The organism is Gemmiger formicilis (assembly GCF_016901605.1).
In the GTDB taxonomy this organism is placed as follows: Bacteria; Bacillota; Clostridia; order Oscillospirales; family Ruminococcaceae; genus Gemmiger; species Gemmiger formicilis_B.
In genome coordinates, this window is the sequence record NZ_JACJKP010000008.1 from 1 (window position 1) to 19,147 (window position 19,147).

Here is a 19,147-nt window from a genome sequence, read left to right on the forward strand (position 1 = left end):
ATGATCGTCAATGGCAGATAGGCACGCAGCACATCTTTCCATTGTCCATGCCACAACAGCCACAGTGGTCCCAACAATATGATATCGTCATTACAGTCCGGTTCCAGCAAAATACGGCCAAGTTTGAGCATACGACTATATAAATTTGCCATCGTTTTTCCTCCTTTGTCGAGTCTGATAATCCCCAAGTGTACTTCATCAAATATCTGGATTTTGTAAGATAAGGGTGGCCATGTAATAAGCCCCTTTCCCCATCGGGTTCAGTAGCAACAGCCTATGCAGATATCCTTTCTTAAAGCAGCTCTGCAAGGTATGTTTCTATATTTGAAGACAATAATTCCCACTTTGGTTTTTCTACTCCATGGGGGGCAGTGTACACAAGTCCATCCTGAAGGAAAATCGGATCACCATTGCAGGAGGCAAACACAAACTGCGCATTCAAATACGAATATTCTGCCTGCAAATCGTGAAGTTCCTCAGCTGGGAAAAAGCGGACACTGTTGACTTCCACATCGACTGGATTACTCTTTTGATAGAACTCTTTTAACTCGTCTGGTATTCCATTGAGATTTCCATCATATGCAGAAAAGATATTTCGATGATCATACAGAACGGCTTTCTCTACAAACTTTGAAAATTCCATATAATCCCCTCACACTACAAAAGACGGGTAACATTTTTCAATCGTATAAATCCGAACTTTTTCTGCGAAGTGCCGCTGATGCACTGAATCCACAACGGAATATGTGATCATGATAATGCCCATGCTCACTGATACAATGATTCCGGCCGCACCTCCCCAAAGGCCTTGTGCCGCTATCGAAACAGCCAAAAGCGACAATGAAAAGAGTGCCTGTTTTCCGACTTGAATCAATGCTTCCTTCGTTGCAATGCCGTGGCGTTTAAGCATAACAAACTGATAGGCGGAAAAGACCGCAATAGTCAGCGTGCCGACAACGCCCATGTTAATCATTTTAGAAATATTTTCTGTGATTGTTACGCCGATATTTTCAAAAGCACCTGCAACTGTTTTTGAAGCTATGTCACCGAGAGTTCTTCCAATGCTATAGCTTACACCAGCCAAAGCACCAGATTCCAATCCGCCCTTCGCACCTTCTGCAAAAGCAAGTCTAACAGAATCCGGAGTAACACCCGACTGTGCCAATGTTGTCGCAAATCCGATCGTCATGCCAAGTCCTGCACCGATTGCCACCGCAATCCCAATGCCTCGCAGTTCATTCCTAAAGACGCGCTTGGAGTTGGTTTTTTCAAGCATTCGATTTTTATCGGTCACCGGCTTGTCGCTTTCGTTTTTCCAGTTGCCTCCATGTCCTTCTTCTTTGTGCTGCTGCCTGGTTCTATAGAATTTGATATTGTCGGGGTCTGCTTGCTGCTCCGGGTGATTTGCAACATTTTTTTGATGGTGCCCCTCTGCACCACGGATACCTGCTCTAGGATTAACAGTTTTGCCTTCCACAACTTTGACCTTATTTACGATATCTGGACGGTTTTCCAAGATTTCTTGCTGTTCTGCCGGGCTCCAGTTTTCTGATCCGCTACCGCCCATTTTGATGTCGGCTGCTTCGTAATCCCACGCCAAGGAAACTCCATCATTTCGGGCACCCGTATAAGACGGATCCCGGGCTAATCCCTGCGCGACTTTTTCCGCAAGACGTTCACGTTCTGTATTCAATGCGGAAAGGAACTCATTTAACTGATGATTAAACCCCGTTGTCGTAGCAGCGGTCTGGAAGGAGGTACCAGAAAGAGCGGCAGCCGCCATGCCACCTGTATGGGCAGTGGAAATTTTGCTTTGATAGGAAAGTGACGGCTGCTGGTAGAAAGTGAGGCTGCGATTTTTCTGAATTGCCGTCAGCATATAACTCACCTCAACTTCCGTTCGCACTCAATAGAGAATCTGGTAAGCGCAAGTTTGCCCTCATCATCCAGCTTACTAAAAATATAGGAATACACGTGATTGTAGTAAATCAGCGTTTCATTGAACAGGCGGGATGCATCATAATTAAAGAGCGTTGCCGATACCAGCGAAAACAATTGGGTCTGGTTCTTGTACTTGCCTTCATTGCTACGGAACTGATTGAAGGCTTTTGCAAACGAATCCACTGCCTGTTTGTTATAAGCAACATTTTTCTTGTATTCAAATTCCCGCATTTTGGAACTGATCAAATCTGTATGTTCTTTGGTGAGGGAATCATAGGTGTCACTCTGTTCTTTGGTGAAACTTTCTTTATCGATTTTTGCATCAACATCCCCAATTTGGCCCAAAAGTTCATCAAATTCTTTCTTAGACGAAGTCGTCCAAAGTTTGTCCTTCAGCGTATAAAGCTCCTTCAAGCATTCAGAGTTATGATGCTCGATTTCCTTGCGCTGCTTCTCCGACCTTTCCTGCTGATCCTTAGTAATTGCGTTGTAAATAGTATCAAGACGGGACCGATATTCCATAATATCGCCTACAACCGACTCGGTTAAGTCTGCATTTTCGATATAGAATGACAAGGCCACATTTGCTTGATCGACAAAATGAGATCTGTCTGCAAGGGCAGGCAATGTTTCTGCAAGTGTACACAGGTAAGAAAAGTATGCATCGAAAACTTCGGCATTATCGGAATTGCGATTAAATGCATTACGACCAACCATCAAGGCTTGGGAAATTTTCCCCGCATTTTTATAAGTATTAAAGAGTTCCAGCATTAAATCAACCTCCTTTGGGGCTATCCCACTTGTAAAGATGCGTAAGCCAATATTTTACAATGGGATATTGTCGAAAAAATCGGAAAGGTATTTAAGCGTTGCAATCTTGGTCTGAATTTCATTGATATCGTAACTGTCGACCATTGCTCTCAGGTTTTCAACATAGGCGTTCCATTCGGTGTCCAATTTTTCTGCCGCCTGATTGAAGGCTCGCTCCGTCTGAGTCCAATACTTTTTGATTCCCTCTCTGTACTTGTCCGCAACATCATTTTCTTCCATTGCTGCAACAATTTTTTTCGCGACACTTTTCTCCCATCCACCACCAAAAAGCTTTGCAAGTCCTAACCCACCAGCGATAAGAAGTCCAGCAGCAATCCCAACAGGGCCAAAGATGGAAGCAGTTGCCATACCCGCCAAAATAGATGAACCAATTCCGAAACCTATACCGGCAAACAAAATTGCACCCGAAATCGTGCTGGCAAGGAATGCCCCAAATCCGCCAATCACCCCCAGCGTTGATAGCGCAGAAGCGAATGCCCAACCCGCATCAAAATCAATATTAAGGTTGTTGTCCTTAAAAGGTTTTTCTATACTTGCGGAAAAAGCCTCAATATAGTTTTTGGTTTTTTCAGAAAGAGTTGCAGACTTTACTTTCAAGATCCCTTCACACCGCGATTGAATGGCACTTTGCAAAGAACTGCCAAACAGTTCAACATCTTCCTTTTTATTTTTTATTCCATTTTCGCGCATCAGCTGGACCAGTGTGTCAACATTGATCAAGCTGGAAATATAAGTGCTAAATTCATTGATAGAATCTTTTTGCAAACGCGAAATTTCATCACGGACATCACACTTTCGCTTATCGTTATCCCGTACCCTTGTAAGTTCGTTAGCTTCAATCTCAGACAGCAGGGTCATATACCGTTCACGATCAGCTACAATACCCTCATATTTTTGAATTTCTTTTGTTAGGTTGGGCTTGCGTGAAGCCACATATTTTCTAACAAACTGTTTTGTCCGCTCATCAATAATTACAGGAAGAACTTCAAGAACCTTTGTCAGCTCTTCATTGAATGGTTCGCAAATATCCGGAATATCGGTAGTGTACGCAAAGAAACGCGCACGAAGCTCTTCATAACCGTCATTTCGGTAGCTATAGCCGGACGCGCTTTCCCTCTCCGACCAGTATCCGTCCGGAAGTGTTTTAATCACATTTTTACAACCAGTATCAAGAATTTCCAAAAGTTGCGCACGGTTTCCGTTATTGACGGCATGCGCTTGAGATGCAACGACAAAAAGGTTGGAAAGCGGTTTGAGATCGTTGCTGCTTCGATTTTCCCACACCGGTATCTCAGTAATATTGCGTTTGAGGTACGTAATATCCTCAATTCGCATAAACGCCATTGCCTGGCACAAATAAATGATCACATCTGCTTTTTGTGTGGCAGCAAACGTGATGTCATCATCGCTTTCTGTTTCTGTGCCAAAACCAGGAAGATCAATAATATCGCAGGTTTTCAGAATAGGAGCATCGAGAAAGACAACAGCAGACCCGGCTTGCTTATCATAGTTTTCGCCCTGGCGGGTTCCGAAGGTGCGAAGAATCTCCACTCCACCGGCCGCGATTTTCCATGAACGGCAATACTCTTCATCATAGAGGTGTCGTTCATTCCACATATTTTCACTGCCCAAATGATTTGCAAACACCCAGGCATCTTCCTCAATAAAGGATGGACGATCCGAAATATGCTTGATGTAAACCGCAATAGAAGTCGTAGGCGTCCAAGCAGTAGGCATCTTGTCGCTTCCGACCAGAGCATTAATTAAAGTGCTTTTACCGGTATCCGACCGCCCAACAATGGCTACTTTTGGTTTTACAAGATTCCCATTGATACCAGCACTCAGATCATCAACATACGCTTTTCTTTGCTCCTCTGGCAAGTCTATCTGCTTGAGCGCATTGCTGATGTATTCGCTCAGTGTACCTTTTGTGAAATCAGCCTTTTCCCATGTATCTTCTACCTTCAGCGGCTTTGGTATAGGCTTTGTCCACCCTGTAAGTTCTTCGTATGTAGCGCCGGTCTTTTCAAGAATCCGTTGAATAATCTGAAATGGAATACTGTCCGGATCCTTTTCCCATCGAGAAATGTTGGATTGTTCAACACCAATCAACTCTGCAAAGGCAGTCTGAGTTTTAATTTTCAACTTGTCCTCACGGAAAGATTTTAGATCCATAAAAACGCCTCCTTTAAGATTTTACGACTACATTTTACCGTTACGCTCCCCACCTGTCAATAGGTTTATGCAAATTTGCATAAAATAATTATGCAAATTTGCATTTTATCTGTCCGTGGCGCGTATCGTCTTATCTTCTTGCTCTTCACCATTTGCTTTTTCTCTTCGTGAGACACCTAAGTATATGTAGAACAAAGCTATCCACAAAACAAAGAGTGCAATGTTATGGATACAAAATCCAATACTCATTCACATAAACAGCAAAGAAAGGAATCGAACCTCCTGCAGCACTGAAAGAGTTCAACGCAATCTTGCTATACTGCGGAAAATTATCCGTTGTTTCCCGCTACATAAAACGGGCCAGTATCCTACAAAATATTGACCGGAAGGCTTTATCTTTTTTCACTCTCTGCTTGATATACAGCGTTTATGTCCCCTATTGAGAAACATCTTATCTCTTATCTATTTTCACTGACTCAGTTCCATTATAGACCACACCATTTTGTGTTACTGCCATTCTGCTACTTCCATCCAGAGTCCACCGTTTTGTAGACATGCTTTTTGCCGATCTGTTTACCATTGTTACAAAACCCCATTTTATAGTATAAGTTAATTCTTAACTCGTTGCCCACTAGGTTGTTTCTTACAGACTAATGCACAAGCTCGTATCGCGACCACATCATACTTTTATATTCTAATCAAGATAGCTGTTTATCATGTGCATTTTATCGAGGAAGTAGTTTTAGCCCGGATTACTTTTTGATATAATTAATTACATAAAAAGCGCTTTTCGGATATACGTCTATCACTTGATTAAATACTTTTTAGAAAATTCAACTTACAACCAGCATAAAAATTCTATAAGGAAATACACTTCCTTATTTTGGGGATATTGCATCTACAAGCCAGCAGCAAATGAAGGATAGCCGTGTGCATTTCTTTGGAAAGATGGGGCATCGTGAAAATATTACTTCTAAACAACAACTTCTATGGATCATATGTTTCTAATCAATATTTCTACTCGGAACTTGTGGATGCCTGTCAGGAACTAGGCGTGGCTTGTACATTCGTTTCCTGTCTGGAAGACGCAATTGCAGCGATAGAACGTCAGGATATTAGTTTTTCTTTGTGTTTGGGGGTTTTCCCGTACAGATTACAAGGTACGCCTCTTTATGATTTATACAACCTTCCGCACTATCAGTGGCTTTCAGATAATCCGTTAAAATTTCATCTGGACCATCACAGTGTAAACATCACATATATTTTTATAGATAAGCAGTTTCCAGATATTGCAGGAACGCTGCAGCAGAATCCACTGATATTACCGCTCGGATATTCGAAAAAAAAGAGACAGACGTTTTCTGATAAAAAAACAAACGCCATCTTGTTTCCAGGCCAAATCAGAAATTTACAGTCGATTCGTCAGCAGATAAAAAGATCTGTATATAGAAAAGAAATTGTGGAATTTCTTGAGACATATAATTATGACTCATCCTATATTCAAAAATTGCAAACCTTCACACAGGGATTTTCGGCAGATAAGAAAATCGAAATTTTTCGCCTGACAAACTCATACCTCAGAACCAATAAGCGGATTCAGGCAATCAATTCAATTCATACGCTGCCTGTATATATCGCAGGAGAAAACTATGAAAATCCGGAAATTCCTGAAAACAAAAACATAAGATTTATTGGCAAATATGATTATTTTGAAATTGAAAAACAAATGAATCGGTATCGTTATGTTCTCAATATAGATCCGAACTACCATGCTACAATCCATGAAAGGATTTCACGAGGAATCAACGCAGGCTCTATTTCTATATCTAATTGGAATGACGTAGTAAATCCTGATGGGGGATTTTCGATGGCCTTTCGCTTTGATGGTACGATTCCAATTGACGAACTGATAGAAAGGGCCACGTCAGATTTGTCTGAATTGCATAGGCAGCAAAGCGGTTTTATAAGGGAACTGTCCTGGAAAGATAGCCTGGAAAGGATTCTTTATGATTTTACGCAGAACAAACGCGGAAGACTTGACTAAAGTACAAAGCACAGATTTTACAAACGATATTGCAATCGACTTTTTTTGTAAGCATCCGTATCGATATTTGTATGTAATGGATGGCGATACTGTCATTTCTGTTTTAAGAAAAAATGATATTCCAGTGAATGAAAAATTGCCTTCTGTAAACCAATATTATGTCTGCCAAAAAACGGACCGGCTTTTTACACAAGAGGAAATTGAAGATGTCTTTCAAAAAGAGCCTGGGCTGAGTAGGCTGGCGGTCCTTTTACAGGATGGGGAACTGCTGGCTGAATTTGATGACCAATCCCAGCCAGAAGAAGCTAGAAATATCGAAAAAAATAAAATGGCCATGCGGTATGCCACCTTGTTTTCACGGCCACTAGAAAATTATTTTTCCTCATCAGGATGGAAACAGATCCTTTTTATCGGAGATAAGACAACATACGTCGAATTTTCTGCCCTTTTCCCTCATCGGGAGATTGATTATAAAGAGTCGTGCAAGGAGTTGGATTTTTCCATATATGATGTCGTTTTTAATTTTAAGTATCCAATCCGTTATAAAAGATTGTGCTGCAGTTGTGTATTAGGAAAGGTAAAGGAGTTCTATAAAATCGTAGAAAAGGTAGCAGTTTCTAAAATGGTATCTTACTGCCGAAATCGGGATATCCATTTTTACCTCCTGCGCAATCCGGTTTACGATAGGCTGACCTGCCTGTCTGCAAGGGAAGAACAAAGCCGCATGCATAGAAAAAGTATTCGGGAGCTATTTTCAGACGCCGAATATATGCGCTGTTTTGCAGGGGATGATACCGCAGAGATTGCCTATCTTAAAACCGGCAATTACCGGAAATCTTTTTTATCTGACAATGGTTTTATCTATCAGCAAAGTGATGTGGAAACTCCTTTGCTGACGGTGAAAAACGGACGCCGCCGTACAACCGGACAGATAGCAAATCCGGTCAATACGATCTATTTGTTTGGAACGTGCATAACATTTGGTTTGTATACAAAAGACCAGCAAACGATCGCATCTTTTCTGCAGGAATCCGCGTATTGCCAAACAAACAGGTTACAGGTACAAAATCGTGGTGCGTTGCTTGGACGCAATTTGCTGAATATTTGCATGGATGTAATGAATACCCCTCTTGCAGATGGGGACACAGTCATAATTATGGATATCTTTGAGGATATTCCAGATGACTCCAGCTATGGCATCCTTGATATGAACAAATGGTTCAACCTATACAAACCGCACAGTGAAACATGGTTTTTGGATTTCCCACTGCATTGCAATGCCAAGGCCAATCAGCTCATGGCCCGTCAGATGGAAGAACTTTTGAAACAGCAGACGCAGATTGGCAAGGATGCTTTGGACAAGTGGAATTATTACACAGGGAAACGTGAAGACGATGTGATTTTACTTGTCCTTCATAAAAGCATCGATTCTTCCAGCCTTGCCGCGATTTTACATACTCTTACAAAAGACCGGCATATACGTGTACAAGTTGTGCGGGACTCAGAGGGACGCATAACCCGCGAAACGGAATTGAGCCTGCCGGTATCATGCGGGCACAGTGTGGTTGTTTTACACTATGGGCTTGGATATGATTACCACAATTTTCCTCCGTTTGATTTTTTTGCGGAAATGCCAGAGGATGTTACAGAGGATCTGCTGCAACGCATACAGGCATTTATCCAAATCCGAAATAAGAAGATCCTGTTATATCTTGGAAAATTCCCGGCAGATTCGTCTGATATTGATGGGGGAAGCCAACTTGCCAATCAGTTGATTGACAGTTTGAAGACGCATTGCTGCCTGGATATTACGTTCATACGAAAAGAACATGAGACTTTTGCTGATCCGATGGTACATGCCATACGTTACGAAGAGTATATTCACCCGAAAGACAATAAATTTTCCCGGCGGTTTGACAATATCGGAACGAACCGGACTGCAGTGCTGAACGGAATAGAATATGACCTGATTCTGGCGGGACATTGCAGTAAATTGTTCGGCTTGGAAAACGATAAGGCAATCATGCAAAAAAGCATCATATTCCCGATGATGTTAACGTCCGGGTACCAGCGGGCCAATGAAACGGTTCCTTCGTTATATACCATGATGGAAGAGGGCGTATTGAGGAACGTAAGCGGAATCATTACCCCTAGTACAGAAGAATACCACGATATCCTAACAGATTATTCGGAAATTGCACCTGAAAAAATCCGCATTATTCCGCGGGGGATTTCGCCTGTTATCCAGGGTAAGGTAAGAACGCACGCGCAAAAAAGATTGCAGATAATCGCGATTGGCTCCTTCAAAAAGCAGAAAAACCACATTGCAGTACTGCGTGTTGTCGAAATTCTGAAACAGATGGGAATTGCCGAGGTGTGTTTGACGCTGGTTGGGGCTGTCCATGATCATGCCTGTTATCAGGAGATTCTTTCCTATACGAGGGAACACGGCTTGTCTGACAATGTGAAAATTTATAGCGGGATTTCACAGAAACAGCTCAATGAGATTCTCAAGGAAATGGATATAAGCATTTCATGCAGCCGGTGGGAAACTTTCGGGCGCGGGATTTTTGAAGGATTCGTGGCAGGGCTTCCTTCGGTTCTGTCTGACTCTCTTCGTGTTGTGAAGAAATATGCGCAAGGGAATGCGGGCGTTTTCTTTTTGTCATCTGAGCAAGAAATGGCGGAGTGCATTTATAAACTCTATACAACGCCGGATATGTTCCATAAAGCTTCGCAGGAAGTTTTAAAAATAGGAACCAGAGTTTCTTACTATGTGGAACGGGAACGCCTGTTAATGGAGTTACTCTATCGGAGATTTAACCTGGAAACACCGTATGATGACTGGGATTTGAAATTCTGCAAACAACTTTATGCCGGACGCTATTCTATTTGTTATCAAAATGGGAAAAATGTTCGCAAATACTTCCGCTATGATAACCACGCAAAGGTCCGGGCAGAGTTCCTTGCGCAAAAAGCGGCTTGGGAACAGGGTGTGCCTACGCCAAAGCCTTCTTTTCTTTCTTATGATTATGAAAACTCGATGTGGTATATCCAGAGCGAGTATAATCCGGTATATCCAGTTTTGAAAAAGCGATTGGACGGGACGTTTTTGGCCGACATTACGATGCTGCTTGATTTTCTGCAGCGGGTAGATTGTGAGTCGCTGCGCTCCTTTCGGGAGTTTTTGCCGGAGTTCTTTTCGGCGCTTGACCGATATGCAGATGCCTATGATACAGATGTGCAAAAAGACAAGAAAGTCCTGAGGGATCAACATCCAGAAACCTTTACACACGGAGATTTTTTACTGAAAAATTTGGGACTGACAGAACGCGCTGGGCTGAGGGTATTTGATTTCCAGAACTGCTGTCGTGGTCCGCGTCGATGGGATTTATGCTATTTATTATCGGAATTTTCACCTGAAAATGTAGATAGCTGTATGGTTCAGTCTTTGACACGGGCGGATTTGGAATTGCTGTGCATTGTTTTGAAAATTCGGATTGGAAGGGCCATTCGAAAGGGGTCCGACCGTAAAGAAATGCAAGAACGGCTAGCCTCGTGGGAAAGAAGGAAAACATGAACAGAATCATTTTGTTTTCTGACAACATCAGTTCGCGTTTCGGCGGGATGGAAGCACATCAGGAGGCATTTATAGGATATTACCAGAAGGAATGTTTCTGTCTGGTTGTAAAGCACGGTGCTTTTGACGTGATGACAGGGCAAAAATGTGTTGCCTCCTATATTACGTTAACCGAAGTCTGTGCATTCTTGGAGTCTGTAACAACACCGGAAACGATCTTTTTCTTTAATAATCTGAGCTGGGTGAGGGAAATTCCGGTGCTAAGGATGCGATTTCCATATGTCCCCATTGTGATCCGAAGCGGCGGAAATGATGTCTTTAAGGCATTGGCAAAGGAACCGGACATGACACTTTCTCAAAAGGTGACGTGTGTCGTGCAGATTGTAAACCAATGCGTGGATGTTCTCATTGCAAACAGTGACTATTCACTCAAACGCAACAGAGCAATCGGAATACATGAAGAAAAGATGGTGAAAGTGCGAGGGGGCGTGGACACGCTCCAGACAGAAAGAAATATTCTGAATCGGGAGAAAAATCGCGCTGAATTTGATCAAAAATACCACACAAACGGCAAGTTCCTTCTTGTCATAGCCAGCCGCTTTGCGCCGTTTAAGGGGATTGTAGAATATCTGCATGAACTTCGCAAAGCTCCTTTCCTGGATCTGTGCCATTTACTTTTACTCGGTGATGGTAAAGAGAAGCAAAGAATCCTGTCCGCCCTGGAACAAGACTTTCCTTTAGACTTCTGGACTTACCTTGGGGCAGTATCTCATTCGAACGCGGTGCGCAGTATTTCCATCGGGGATGTTTTTGTTAATTCCAGTCTGGAATGGGAAGAGAACATCGACGGCGGTACATTTATTCATACAGAAACAATGGGCCGCAGTATGATGGAAGCGATTACACAGGGGATTCCCCTGATTGCGCACAACGCCGGCGGGACAAGAGAGCTATTCTGTGAAAATGATCATATTGGATACTGTTTGGACTCCCCCGATATGGCAAACGAATGTCTGTATAAAATTTTAAGTCAGGGCTATCAAGTAAAGGCCCGCTCAGATTATTCCTGGGAAAAAGTCTTTTCTTACTATAACCGCCTTTTTGAACTTCTGCTTGCAGAAAAGCACGGTTGACAGAGACCGCACGAGATAAGGAACAAATACAATGAATTTGAATGGGAAGTTTTACTCTGGGAAAGATGAAAAATACGGTGTCACATGGCATGGAAAAGACTATATTTTGAAACCTGCACGCAATGAGCAGAAAGAAATTAAGATATATGCGGAGTATGCAGCCTCCATCGTATACCGGCAACTCGGGTGGCCTGTGCAAAATGTTGTCATTACGAGATGGCAAGGAATCCCGTCCATTTTAGTGGAAGATTTTTTGGAGAAAAGTGACTATTTTCTGCCTTTCGGCAGCATGATCGAGGAGAACTACGATGCCGATCATGCGGATGTGTCCTATTCCTATGAAAACATTGTCAAAATCCTTTTTGCGTATCCAGGAATTGCGCAACCATGCGAAGCGCTGAAATGGTTCTGGAAACTCTACCTCGTCGATTATCTCATAAGCGCGGGTGGACGAAACGCATCCAACTGGGGGTTTATCGGGCACCGGGGACAGCTTTTCCCGGCACCGGCATTTGACAATTCCTCGAGCTTTTATTACAAATTGTATTCCGGAATGCCGTTTACTGGCGTTGGTGATCCACCTGTCCCGCGAATGTCGTTCCGTGGCGAGAAAAAGCCGCGGATTGCCATTATTTCGTCGTGCCAGTTTCCCCTGTGCAATCTGGCCGCCCAATATGTAATAGACCAGTTCTCTTTGCAGCAGATAGCAGAAGAATTACGTTCTTCTGCAGTCCCCAAACAAATAGTGGAAAACTGGTTTTTGAAAATTTTATGTGACAATTTCACGCAGCTAAAGCAGAGGTGGCACAGTGAGAACAGATAAAATTATAGCACATATCTATTTTCCATACGGGTGCCAGGCTCCAGCAAGGGTATGCCGTATAGAATATTACGAGGATGATTCGCAAAATTTTTTCTATGTTTTCACCCCTGACTATGACGTGATCGACCGGTTGCCGCCAGGCGTTTTTCATGGAATCCAAGGGCTCAATTTGCGTCTGCGGAAAAGGAAATACATCCGCAAAAATGTTTTGCCGACTTTTATTACAGAGCGCGCTCCCATCCATACAAGAGAAAATTTGCAATGTCTGATGGCCGGAATGAATATGGAAAAGTATATTCCGTTACAATGGCTGAAGCAGACAACTTCTCAATATTTTGGAGATGAAATGTTTGTTGCGGAGTGAGGTGAATCCTGTGGAAATTTTTGACAGAGTAAGGAACCAGGAAGTGTTGTTACAGCTTTCGGGCGGCAAGGACAGTATAGCGGCATTGCTGATGCTTATTGAGCATGAAGTGCCTTGTCGGGCAATTCATTTTACCCATAGATGGAGTTATGGTATTCCGACACAGGAGGCCATCGCCAAGTGCAGTCAATTCGGGGTGCAACTTACCGTTGTTGATATTACGCGGGAACTTTCGGACCTGTTATTGAATAACTTTTCCGGAAGACCATGCCGCTTCTGCAAGGGAATCATGGATCAAAAGACCGTCGAATACGCAGTGGAAAAGGGAATTACCTATATTTGCACGGGAGATTCCAAAGAGGACAAAATGCTATTCAATCGTTTGGAAAGGAACGGAAAAGGCGGCACACCATATTTCAATAGATATTTCAATCAGGCGGTGGAACTGCCCGCGCACTTTCAGATTTTCCGTCCGCTTGCAAAGATGAACAATGATGAAATTCAACAATACCTTGCGGGCAAAGGCATATCAGTACGCCGGGTCGGCGATACCGGAGACAAATATTTTGAATATTCCAGAGAAGGCTGCCCCTTGCAGTTCAAGGATTATGGAGCTGAATATACGATCCCGTTGATGGACCAATTAAAGGATCTGAATGAAAAAGCCTCCCAATTTGCCGTGTCGCATAAAATCCGCGCCTCAGTGCACCTGCCAAGCGGTTTTGTACTGACCATCCCCCGCGGATATGAGAAAAAGTGCCGTGAATATATACAGCTGAACGTTCCTCCAGAGAAGCCATTATACCGCTGCTATACATATATTATTGATGTTGTGGTTTCCCAACTCTTACTGGAGAAAACGACCATCATACAAACGATATTGGCACGAATCCTGGAACGGCTGGAATGCAGCTATACGGAGGTCGCCCCACTGCACTTGTCTTTTGAGGGCGGTGCAATAGATGCTGAAATATGGGAAAAAGAGCGCCAGCTGCATATTCATTTGTTTTCCCAAAAACGATTCTCCACCGGAAAATTGCATGAACTTATCATTGAATTGTTCCATACGGATCATTTTGATTTGCAGGAGATATGTTCCAATGAGCATGGAAACTGAGGCAGGAGTTTTCTGCCGGAATTATCACACACATACACAGTGGTGCAATCATGGAACAATTGATGCGGAGGAAACCATCTGCGAGGCAATTTCGCTTGGCATGCAGGAGCTCGGCTTCTCAGAGCATGCTCCGTTTCCCGATAATCGGTTCGGACGGATGGCATTCTCTGAATTAATAAACTATATCGGCCAAGTACGGCTTTTGCAGAAGAAATACGCTCCTTATATCAAAATTTTTGCCGGATTGGAAATAGAGTATTTTGAAGATGACCTGCCGTATTATCATCAACTATACCGCGATTATGGCGTAGACTACCTTATACTGGGACAACACTATTTCAAAGATCAGAATAGTGGATGCTATGTAAAAACAAAGCGTATTGAAGATGAAAAAACAATTGCAAAATACTTTGATTCGTTGATTTATGCGGCCCAAAGCGGCCTGTTTCCCATGATCGCACATCCTGACTACTGCTTCGGATGTGATTTGGTTTATACCCATATAACCGAACAGGCAATCTGTAAGTTTCTGAGTTCCATATCCTCTGTAAATACAGTCTTGGAGATAAACGCAAACGGGTTCAGAAAACCGACCTTCCTAAGCAAGATTGGAGAACGTCGTAAATATCCTGCCGATTTGTTTTGGAAATATGTAAAGGAGTATGGCCTATGGGGGATGATTGGAAGCGACTGCCACCATCGTGGGCAACTGTATGATTTGGCTGTGCGGCAAGCGTTCTACTTTGCGGTGGAAAAAGGAATTATGCTCAAAGATAGTATCCATATAGGAGCAAGGCACTGATTATCCGGTCCCCGCCCTCGTAACCGCACATCGAAGGCGAGCAGAAACAAAAGACCTTTTATTGCCCTGTGCGGTGGCATTCTACTCTCCCCTTTCGCTCTATTTGCCGAGAATGGAACCGCTGTGTCAGCGCTGAGTGTGAAAAGGCATTGCGGTGGCTAATCTAGGGAGAAAAGCTCCGAAAGCCGGAGATCCACAAGTTTTTGCATAACTACTTCCGGGATAGCGAGATCAAAATCAACGTCACCAACATCGACAAACTTATGACGCCGGTCTTCCGTTTTGGTAGCGTAGCCCGTAATAAAAAGGATTTTTCTGGCAGTTCTTCGGCATTGGCGTGAATACCATGGGCACGGAACAAACCGATGCTTAAGGCTTGGCATCTAAGCATTCATAAAAATTCACATCTTCTCCTACTTGGAGGATAGCATGTTTTTGGTGATGGAATTATTGGTCTGTAGTTGGAGCGGGAAATGTTTCGAAATTCAACCGATAGAATTTGGTATGGCTGTGTTTTTCAGCAAGAGCATGGTGGCACCCATCAGAACAGTGAGTCGTTTTCTCAAAGTCATAGGACTGCAGTGTGCATATTGAAAAAGATCCAGTGTAGAGATCCCATCTTTAGGAAACAAGTCTGCCTGTAAAGGCAGGTAAGTCGCTTCTTAATTATTGGCGGAGAGATAAGGAAACAAGAACACATGCTGTCAATTTTTTTGGCGGTAAGCAGCAAGTATATACAAACGACCAGGTAAATGTGTACGCGCTCAATTTCGGAGGTGAAACTTTACGGTGGTCATTGAGAGGCATCAATCAAGATCTTTATAGACAAGAACCGTATAAGCGTTTCTGCATTTTCTAAAATTGTGAAATATCATAAGTTCTTTCGGGAAAAGGGGCTGTAGTATTGATTTTACAGAGAAAACGAAAGGACCAGTTCCGCCAGAAGACATCATGAGTATCGAAAAAATCGAAAATTTTATTTAGATGCAAGAAAGGTATCCGGAGTATCAAGAGTTTTATGACGAATTGAAGTAAACGGTCCCCTTTTCTGACCACCATCTGACCACTCCTTCCTCCCAGCCGGTTCCGTATATCATTTTTTACGTCCCAACATTCTTTTATAACCACCACAAACAGCGCCGGAAGTTGTGCATACCACACAATTTCCGGCGCTGGTTCATGCTGTTTGCCTGTCCGTCACAGTTCTCCGACCCGACTACTACGTTCAACTGGACTATAGACAGCTGATTCTAAGATAGCCAAGCTCTGCCAGAATCAAAAGTAAGCGTTTTAACGCGGCTTTTTGCAATAATTGCGAATGCTTATACAATCTTTTCGATAAGAGGCTTTTGTGCTTTCTAGTTCTTTTGCGGAGTTTTGTGACGTGAAAACGGAAAGCTTCAGATTCCACAAAGTGTAAAGAAGTATATGGGACGAAATAGACGATTACCAATATGAATATAGGACACAGGAGCCTTTAAAGTATTCGTTACTGAAACAGGATAATTCTATGGAGAAGGATGTCGATGCTTTCCTTCCTTTGCTGAAGGGAGGAACCTCCCATGTTGCACAAATCGCCCGGGATTGTTTTAGATATATCGCCAAAATTCACGTATCCTTTCATAGCAATCCTTTTTATTGGATGGGGCATCTGGTACACTGGTTATAATTACTAAAAAGCAGTCCTTGTTGCCATCGAAGGGGGAGTGAACCGATGCAATTTCACGCCATTACGCTGAACAGTGTGCCCGAAGCCAGCTATCTCACGGCGGAGAACGCCTGGCGCTACCGGGCCATCATGCGGACCTTCTATCTGGAATCCCAAAAGGCCCATATCCGGCTGAACAAGACGGAACTGCTGGCGCTGCTGCGGGCGGACGGTCATTTTGCGGAATATACGGCGGAACAACTGGAACAGGACCTGAACGCGCTGTGCAGTTGGCGGAATCTGGTGCCCATCCAGGACCCCCACCGTCCCACCAGCATTGCCGAATACAAGAACAAGCAGTTCAGCTATTCCATGTCCCAGACGGCCACCGAGATCGAGCGGATGACCATTTCCCTGGAAAATCTCGATCTGCGCACGACGATTCTCTCCTCCCAGCTGTTCGAGCGGATTCTGGACACGCTGGAACGGATGACGGAGCGGACCGGGGCGGATGCCCGCACGCTGAACCAGCTGTGGGATCAGCTGCAAAGGGACTTCCGCCAGCTGACCAACCGGTATCAGGACTATCTGCGGGATTTCTACTCCTCCTATGCAAGGCATATTTTACAGACCACCGAGTTTTTGCCCTACAAGGACAAGGTGATGCGGTATCTGCAGGAATTCGTGCTGGAACTGCAGCGTTATGCCGAGAAGATCCGCCGGATGCTGCTGGGCCTGCCGCCGGAGCAGGTGGAGACGATGCTGCAGCAGGTATACGCGATGCAGCTGCAGGAAGGGGAGGGCCGCTTGATTCAGCGGTCCGAGGACTATCCCCGGCAGCTGCGGGAGGAGATTTACGGTTTCTGGCAGGTGTTTTATCACTGGTTCGTGCCCGGCGAAAGCGGGCAGAGCGACAGCGAACATGTGCTGGAACTGGCCAACGACATCATCCAGCGGATCCTGATGAACGCCGAACTTATTCTGCAGGCGCACAGCGGCGGTGCCAACCGGAAGGCGGAATACAAAAAATTTCTGGAGCTGTTTGCTGGCTGTCCCACTCTGGCCGACGCCCAACGGTTGTCCGGCCTGGTGTTCGGCGCCCAGCGGGCGGTGCATCTCACCGGCATCGAGCCGGAAGACCTCTACGAGACGGGCAGCTGCTATGACGGTCAGCCCTTTTTGTACCAGCTGCGGAACCGCCGGCGGCCCGGCCGTCCCCCGCGGGAGAAAAGCTTTTTTGAGGACAAAAGCCTTGAAAAGGCTGCCCAGAAGCAGGCCTACCTGCAAAAAAAGGCGGCCCTGCAGGCCCGGTTGGAGCGGCTGATCCGCAAAGGGCGGCTGGATTTTTCGGCGCTGGAGGAAGTGGTCACGCCGGAAATCCGGATGAGCCTTCTGAACTGGGTGGTGAAAGCCAACGCCAACGTCAGCAAATCTGCCCGCACCGAATTCGGCCAGGCCTATCGCCTGACCTGCTTACCGGGACAGACCTGTGTGCTGCACTGTACCGACGGGGACCTGACCATGCCCGCCTACTGTCTGGAATTTGAGGAGGCGCCCGCCCATGGATGAATTTCGCGCACTGCTGGACCGGTTCTGGATCCGTCGGGAGGAGGACCGGGAACTCTATTATCAGGTGCGCCGCAAACTGCCCGCCCTGCGCCGGGCGCTGCGGGAACAATTCGGCTGGGAAGTGATCTGCACCGAGCAGGTGATCCGCCTGGTGAAGGAACCGGCCCGGGCGCAGGAAGCCTTCGGCATCCCGGAGTTCACCGAGGTGCAGGATTACTGTCTGTTGTGCGGGGTCCTGCTTTTGCTGGAGGACAAGGACGACGGCCAGCGCTTTCTGCTCTCGGAACTGACCCAGGCCGTGCTGGCCTACACAAAGCCTTGGCTGCCCGACCTTTCCTGGGAGCGGTACTCCTGCCGTACCTCGCTGGTACGGGTGCTGCAGTACGCCGAGCGCCTGGGCCTGCTGCGCAGTTTCGAGGGGGAGAGCGACGGCTTTGCCGCCCACCAGGACCAGGAAGTGCTCTATGAAAATACCGGGCTGTGCCGGTATTTCAGCGTACATTTTCACCGGGACATCACCGGGTATGCCTCGGTGCGGGATTTTGAAAATCCGCCCGAGGACGGCCCCGATCAGGAGCGGGGCACCTTCCGCACCTGGCGGGTCTACCGGCAGCTGGCGCTGGCCCCGGCGGTCTATTGGGAGGACCCCGCCGACTCCCTCTATGCCTATATCAAGAATCAGCGGGGCATCCTGCAGCGGAATCTGGACGAAACCATCGGCGGCAAACTGCAGATCTACCACAACGGCGCCTTCTTCCTGCCGGAGGAGGGCGAGCCCTGCGGCAACTGCTTTCCCCGGGACCAGATGCGCAGCGATATCCTATTGTTGCTCTCCGAGCGGCTCAGCGAAAAAATCCAGTGCGGGGCCTTTCCCCGGGACCCGGACGACCGGGTGCATCTGACGCGGGAGGCCTTTTCCCGGGAATTGGAAGCCCTGCGGCAGGAGTACAAGGACCAATGGGGCAAAACGGTGGCCGAAAAGGACCTTGCGGCGCTTACCCAGGAGATTCTGGAAGAACTGTGCTACTGGAATTTTGCCGCCGTACAGGGGGAAGTGGTGACCCTGCAGCCGGGCTTTGCCCTGTGGCAGGGAATCTATCCCCGGAAGCGATAAGGAGGG

14 protein-coding genes are annotated in these 19,147 nt (G+C 45.4%); 10 read left to right on the plus strand and 4 right to left on the minus strand.

What is annotated here, in order from left to right; all coding sequences use genetic code 11:
• Positions 1-292: 292 nt before the first annotated feature.
• The 4 genes from H6B10_RS01415 to H6B10_RS01430 are packed head-to-tail and all read right to left on the minus strand — an operon-like array spanning position 293 to position 4,947.
• Positions 293-643, minus strand: coding sequence for a hypothetical protein (locus tag H6B10_RS01415; protein WP_204649133.1), 351 nt, complete (start codon positions 641-643; stop codon positions 293-295).
• A gap of 9 nt (positions 644-652) precedes the next feature.
• Positions 653-1,879 (minus strand): hypothetical protein, encoded by a 1,227-nt coding sequence (locus H6B10_RS01420; RefSeq protein ID WP_243427209.1) that lies wholly within the window; start codon positions 1,877-1,879, stop codon positions 653-655.
• A gap of 5 nt (positions 1,880-1,884) precedes the next feature.
• A complete protein-coding gene (locus H6B10_RS01425) occupies positions 1,885-2,712 on the minus strand; it encodes a hypothetical protein (RefSeq protein WP_204649135.1) in 828 nt (275 codons plus the stop codon).
• A 54-nt stretch (positions 2,713-2,766) separates the two neighbouring features.
• Entirely contained in the window at positions 2,767-4,947 is a 2,181-nt protein-coding gene (locus H6B10_RS01430; RefSeq protein ID WP_204649136.1) for a dynamin family protein, read from the minus strand.
• A 958-nt stretch (positions 4,948-5,905) separates the two neighbouring features.
• Here H6B10_RS01430 and H6B10_RS01435 point away from each other — a divergent pair.
• From H6B10_RS01435 to H6B10_RS01480, 10 genes are all read left to right on the plus strand, one after another.
• Positions 5,906-6,991: a hypothetical protein gene (locus H6B10_RS01435; RefSeq protein WP_204649137.1), complete on the plus strand. Its 1,086-nt coding sequence runs from the start codon at positions 5,906-5,908 to the stop codon at positions 6,989-6,991.
• Positions 6,954-10,571 (plus strand): glycosyltransferase, encoded by a 3,618-nt coding sequence (locus H6B10_RS01440; protein ID WP_204649138.1) that lies wholly within the window; start codon positions 6,954-6,956, stop codon positions 10,569-10,571. The genes H6B10_RS01435 and H6B10_RS01440 overlap by 38 nt, the downstream gene beginning before the upstream one ends.
• Positions 10,568-11,704 carry a glycosyltransferase gene (locus H6B10_RS01445; protein ID WP_204649139.1) on the plus strand — a complete coding sequence of 379 codons (1,137 nt, stop codon included), beginning with the start codon at positions 10,568-10,570 and terminating at the stop codon, positions 11,702-11,704. The genes H6B10_RS01440 and H6B10_RS01445 overlap by 4 nt, the downstream gene beginning before the upstream one ends.
• Before the next feature lie 31 nt (positions 11,705-11,735).
• A complete protein-coding gene (locus tag H6B10_RS01450; RefSeq protein WP_204649140.1) occupies positions 11,736-12,527 on the plus strand; it encodes a HipA domain-containing protein in 792 nt (263 codons plus the stop codon).
• Entirely contained in the window at positions 12,514-12,891 is a 378-nt protein-coding gene (locus tag H6B10_RS01455) for a hypothetical protein (RefSeq protein ID WP_204649141.1), read from the plus strand. The genes H6B10_RS01450 and H6B10_RS01455 overlap by 14 nt, the downstream gene beginning before the upstream one ends.
• 10 nt (positions 12,892-12,901) lie before the next feature.
• A complete protein-coding gene (locus tag H6B10_RS01460) occupies positions 12,902-14,008 on the plus strand; it encodes an ATP-binding protein (protein WP_193501275.1) in 1,107 nt (368 codons plus the stop codon).
• Positions 13,992-14,810, plus strand: coding sequence for a histidinol-phosphatase HisJ family protein (locus H6B10_RS01465; RefSeq protein WP_193501277.1), 819 nt, complete (start codon positions 13,992-13,994; stop codon positions 14,808-14,810). Before H6B10_RS01460 ends, H6B10_RS01465 begins: the two co-directional genes overlap by 17 nt.
• 203 nt (positions 14,811-15,013) lie before the next feature.
• On the plus strand, positions 15,014-15,151 hold the full coding sequence (locus H6B10_RS01470; protein WP_204649142.1) for a hypothetical protein: 138 nt from the start codon (positions 15,014-15,016) through the stop codon (positions 15,149-15,151).
• A 1,373-nt stretch (positions 15,152-16,524) separates the two neighbouring features.
• Positions 16,525-18,027 carry a TIGR02677 family protein gene (locus H6B10_RS01475; RefSeq protein ID WP_204649143.1) on the plus strand — a complete coding sequence of 501 codons (1,503 nt, stop codon included), beginning with the start codon at positions 16,525-16,527 and terminating at the stop codon, positions 18,025-18,027.
• Positions 18,020-19,141: a TIGR02678 family protein gene (locus H6B10_RS01480; protein WP_204649144.1), complete on the plus strand. Its 1,122-nt coding sequence runs from the start codon at positions 18,020-18,022 to the stop codon at positions 19,139-19,141. Before H6B10_RS01475 ends, H6B10_RS01480 begins: the two co-directional genes overlap by 8 nt.
• Positions 19,142-19,147 lie beyond the last annotated feature (6 nt).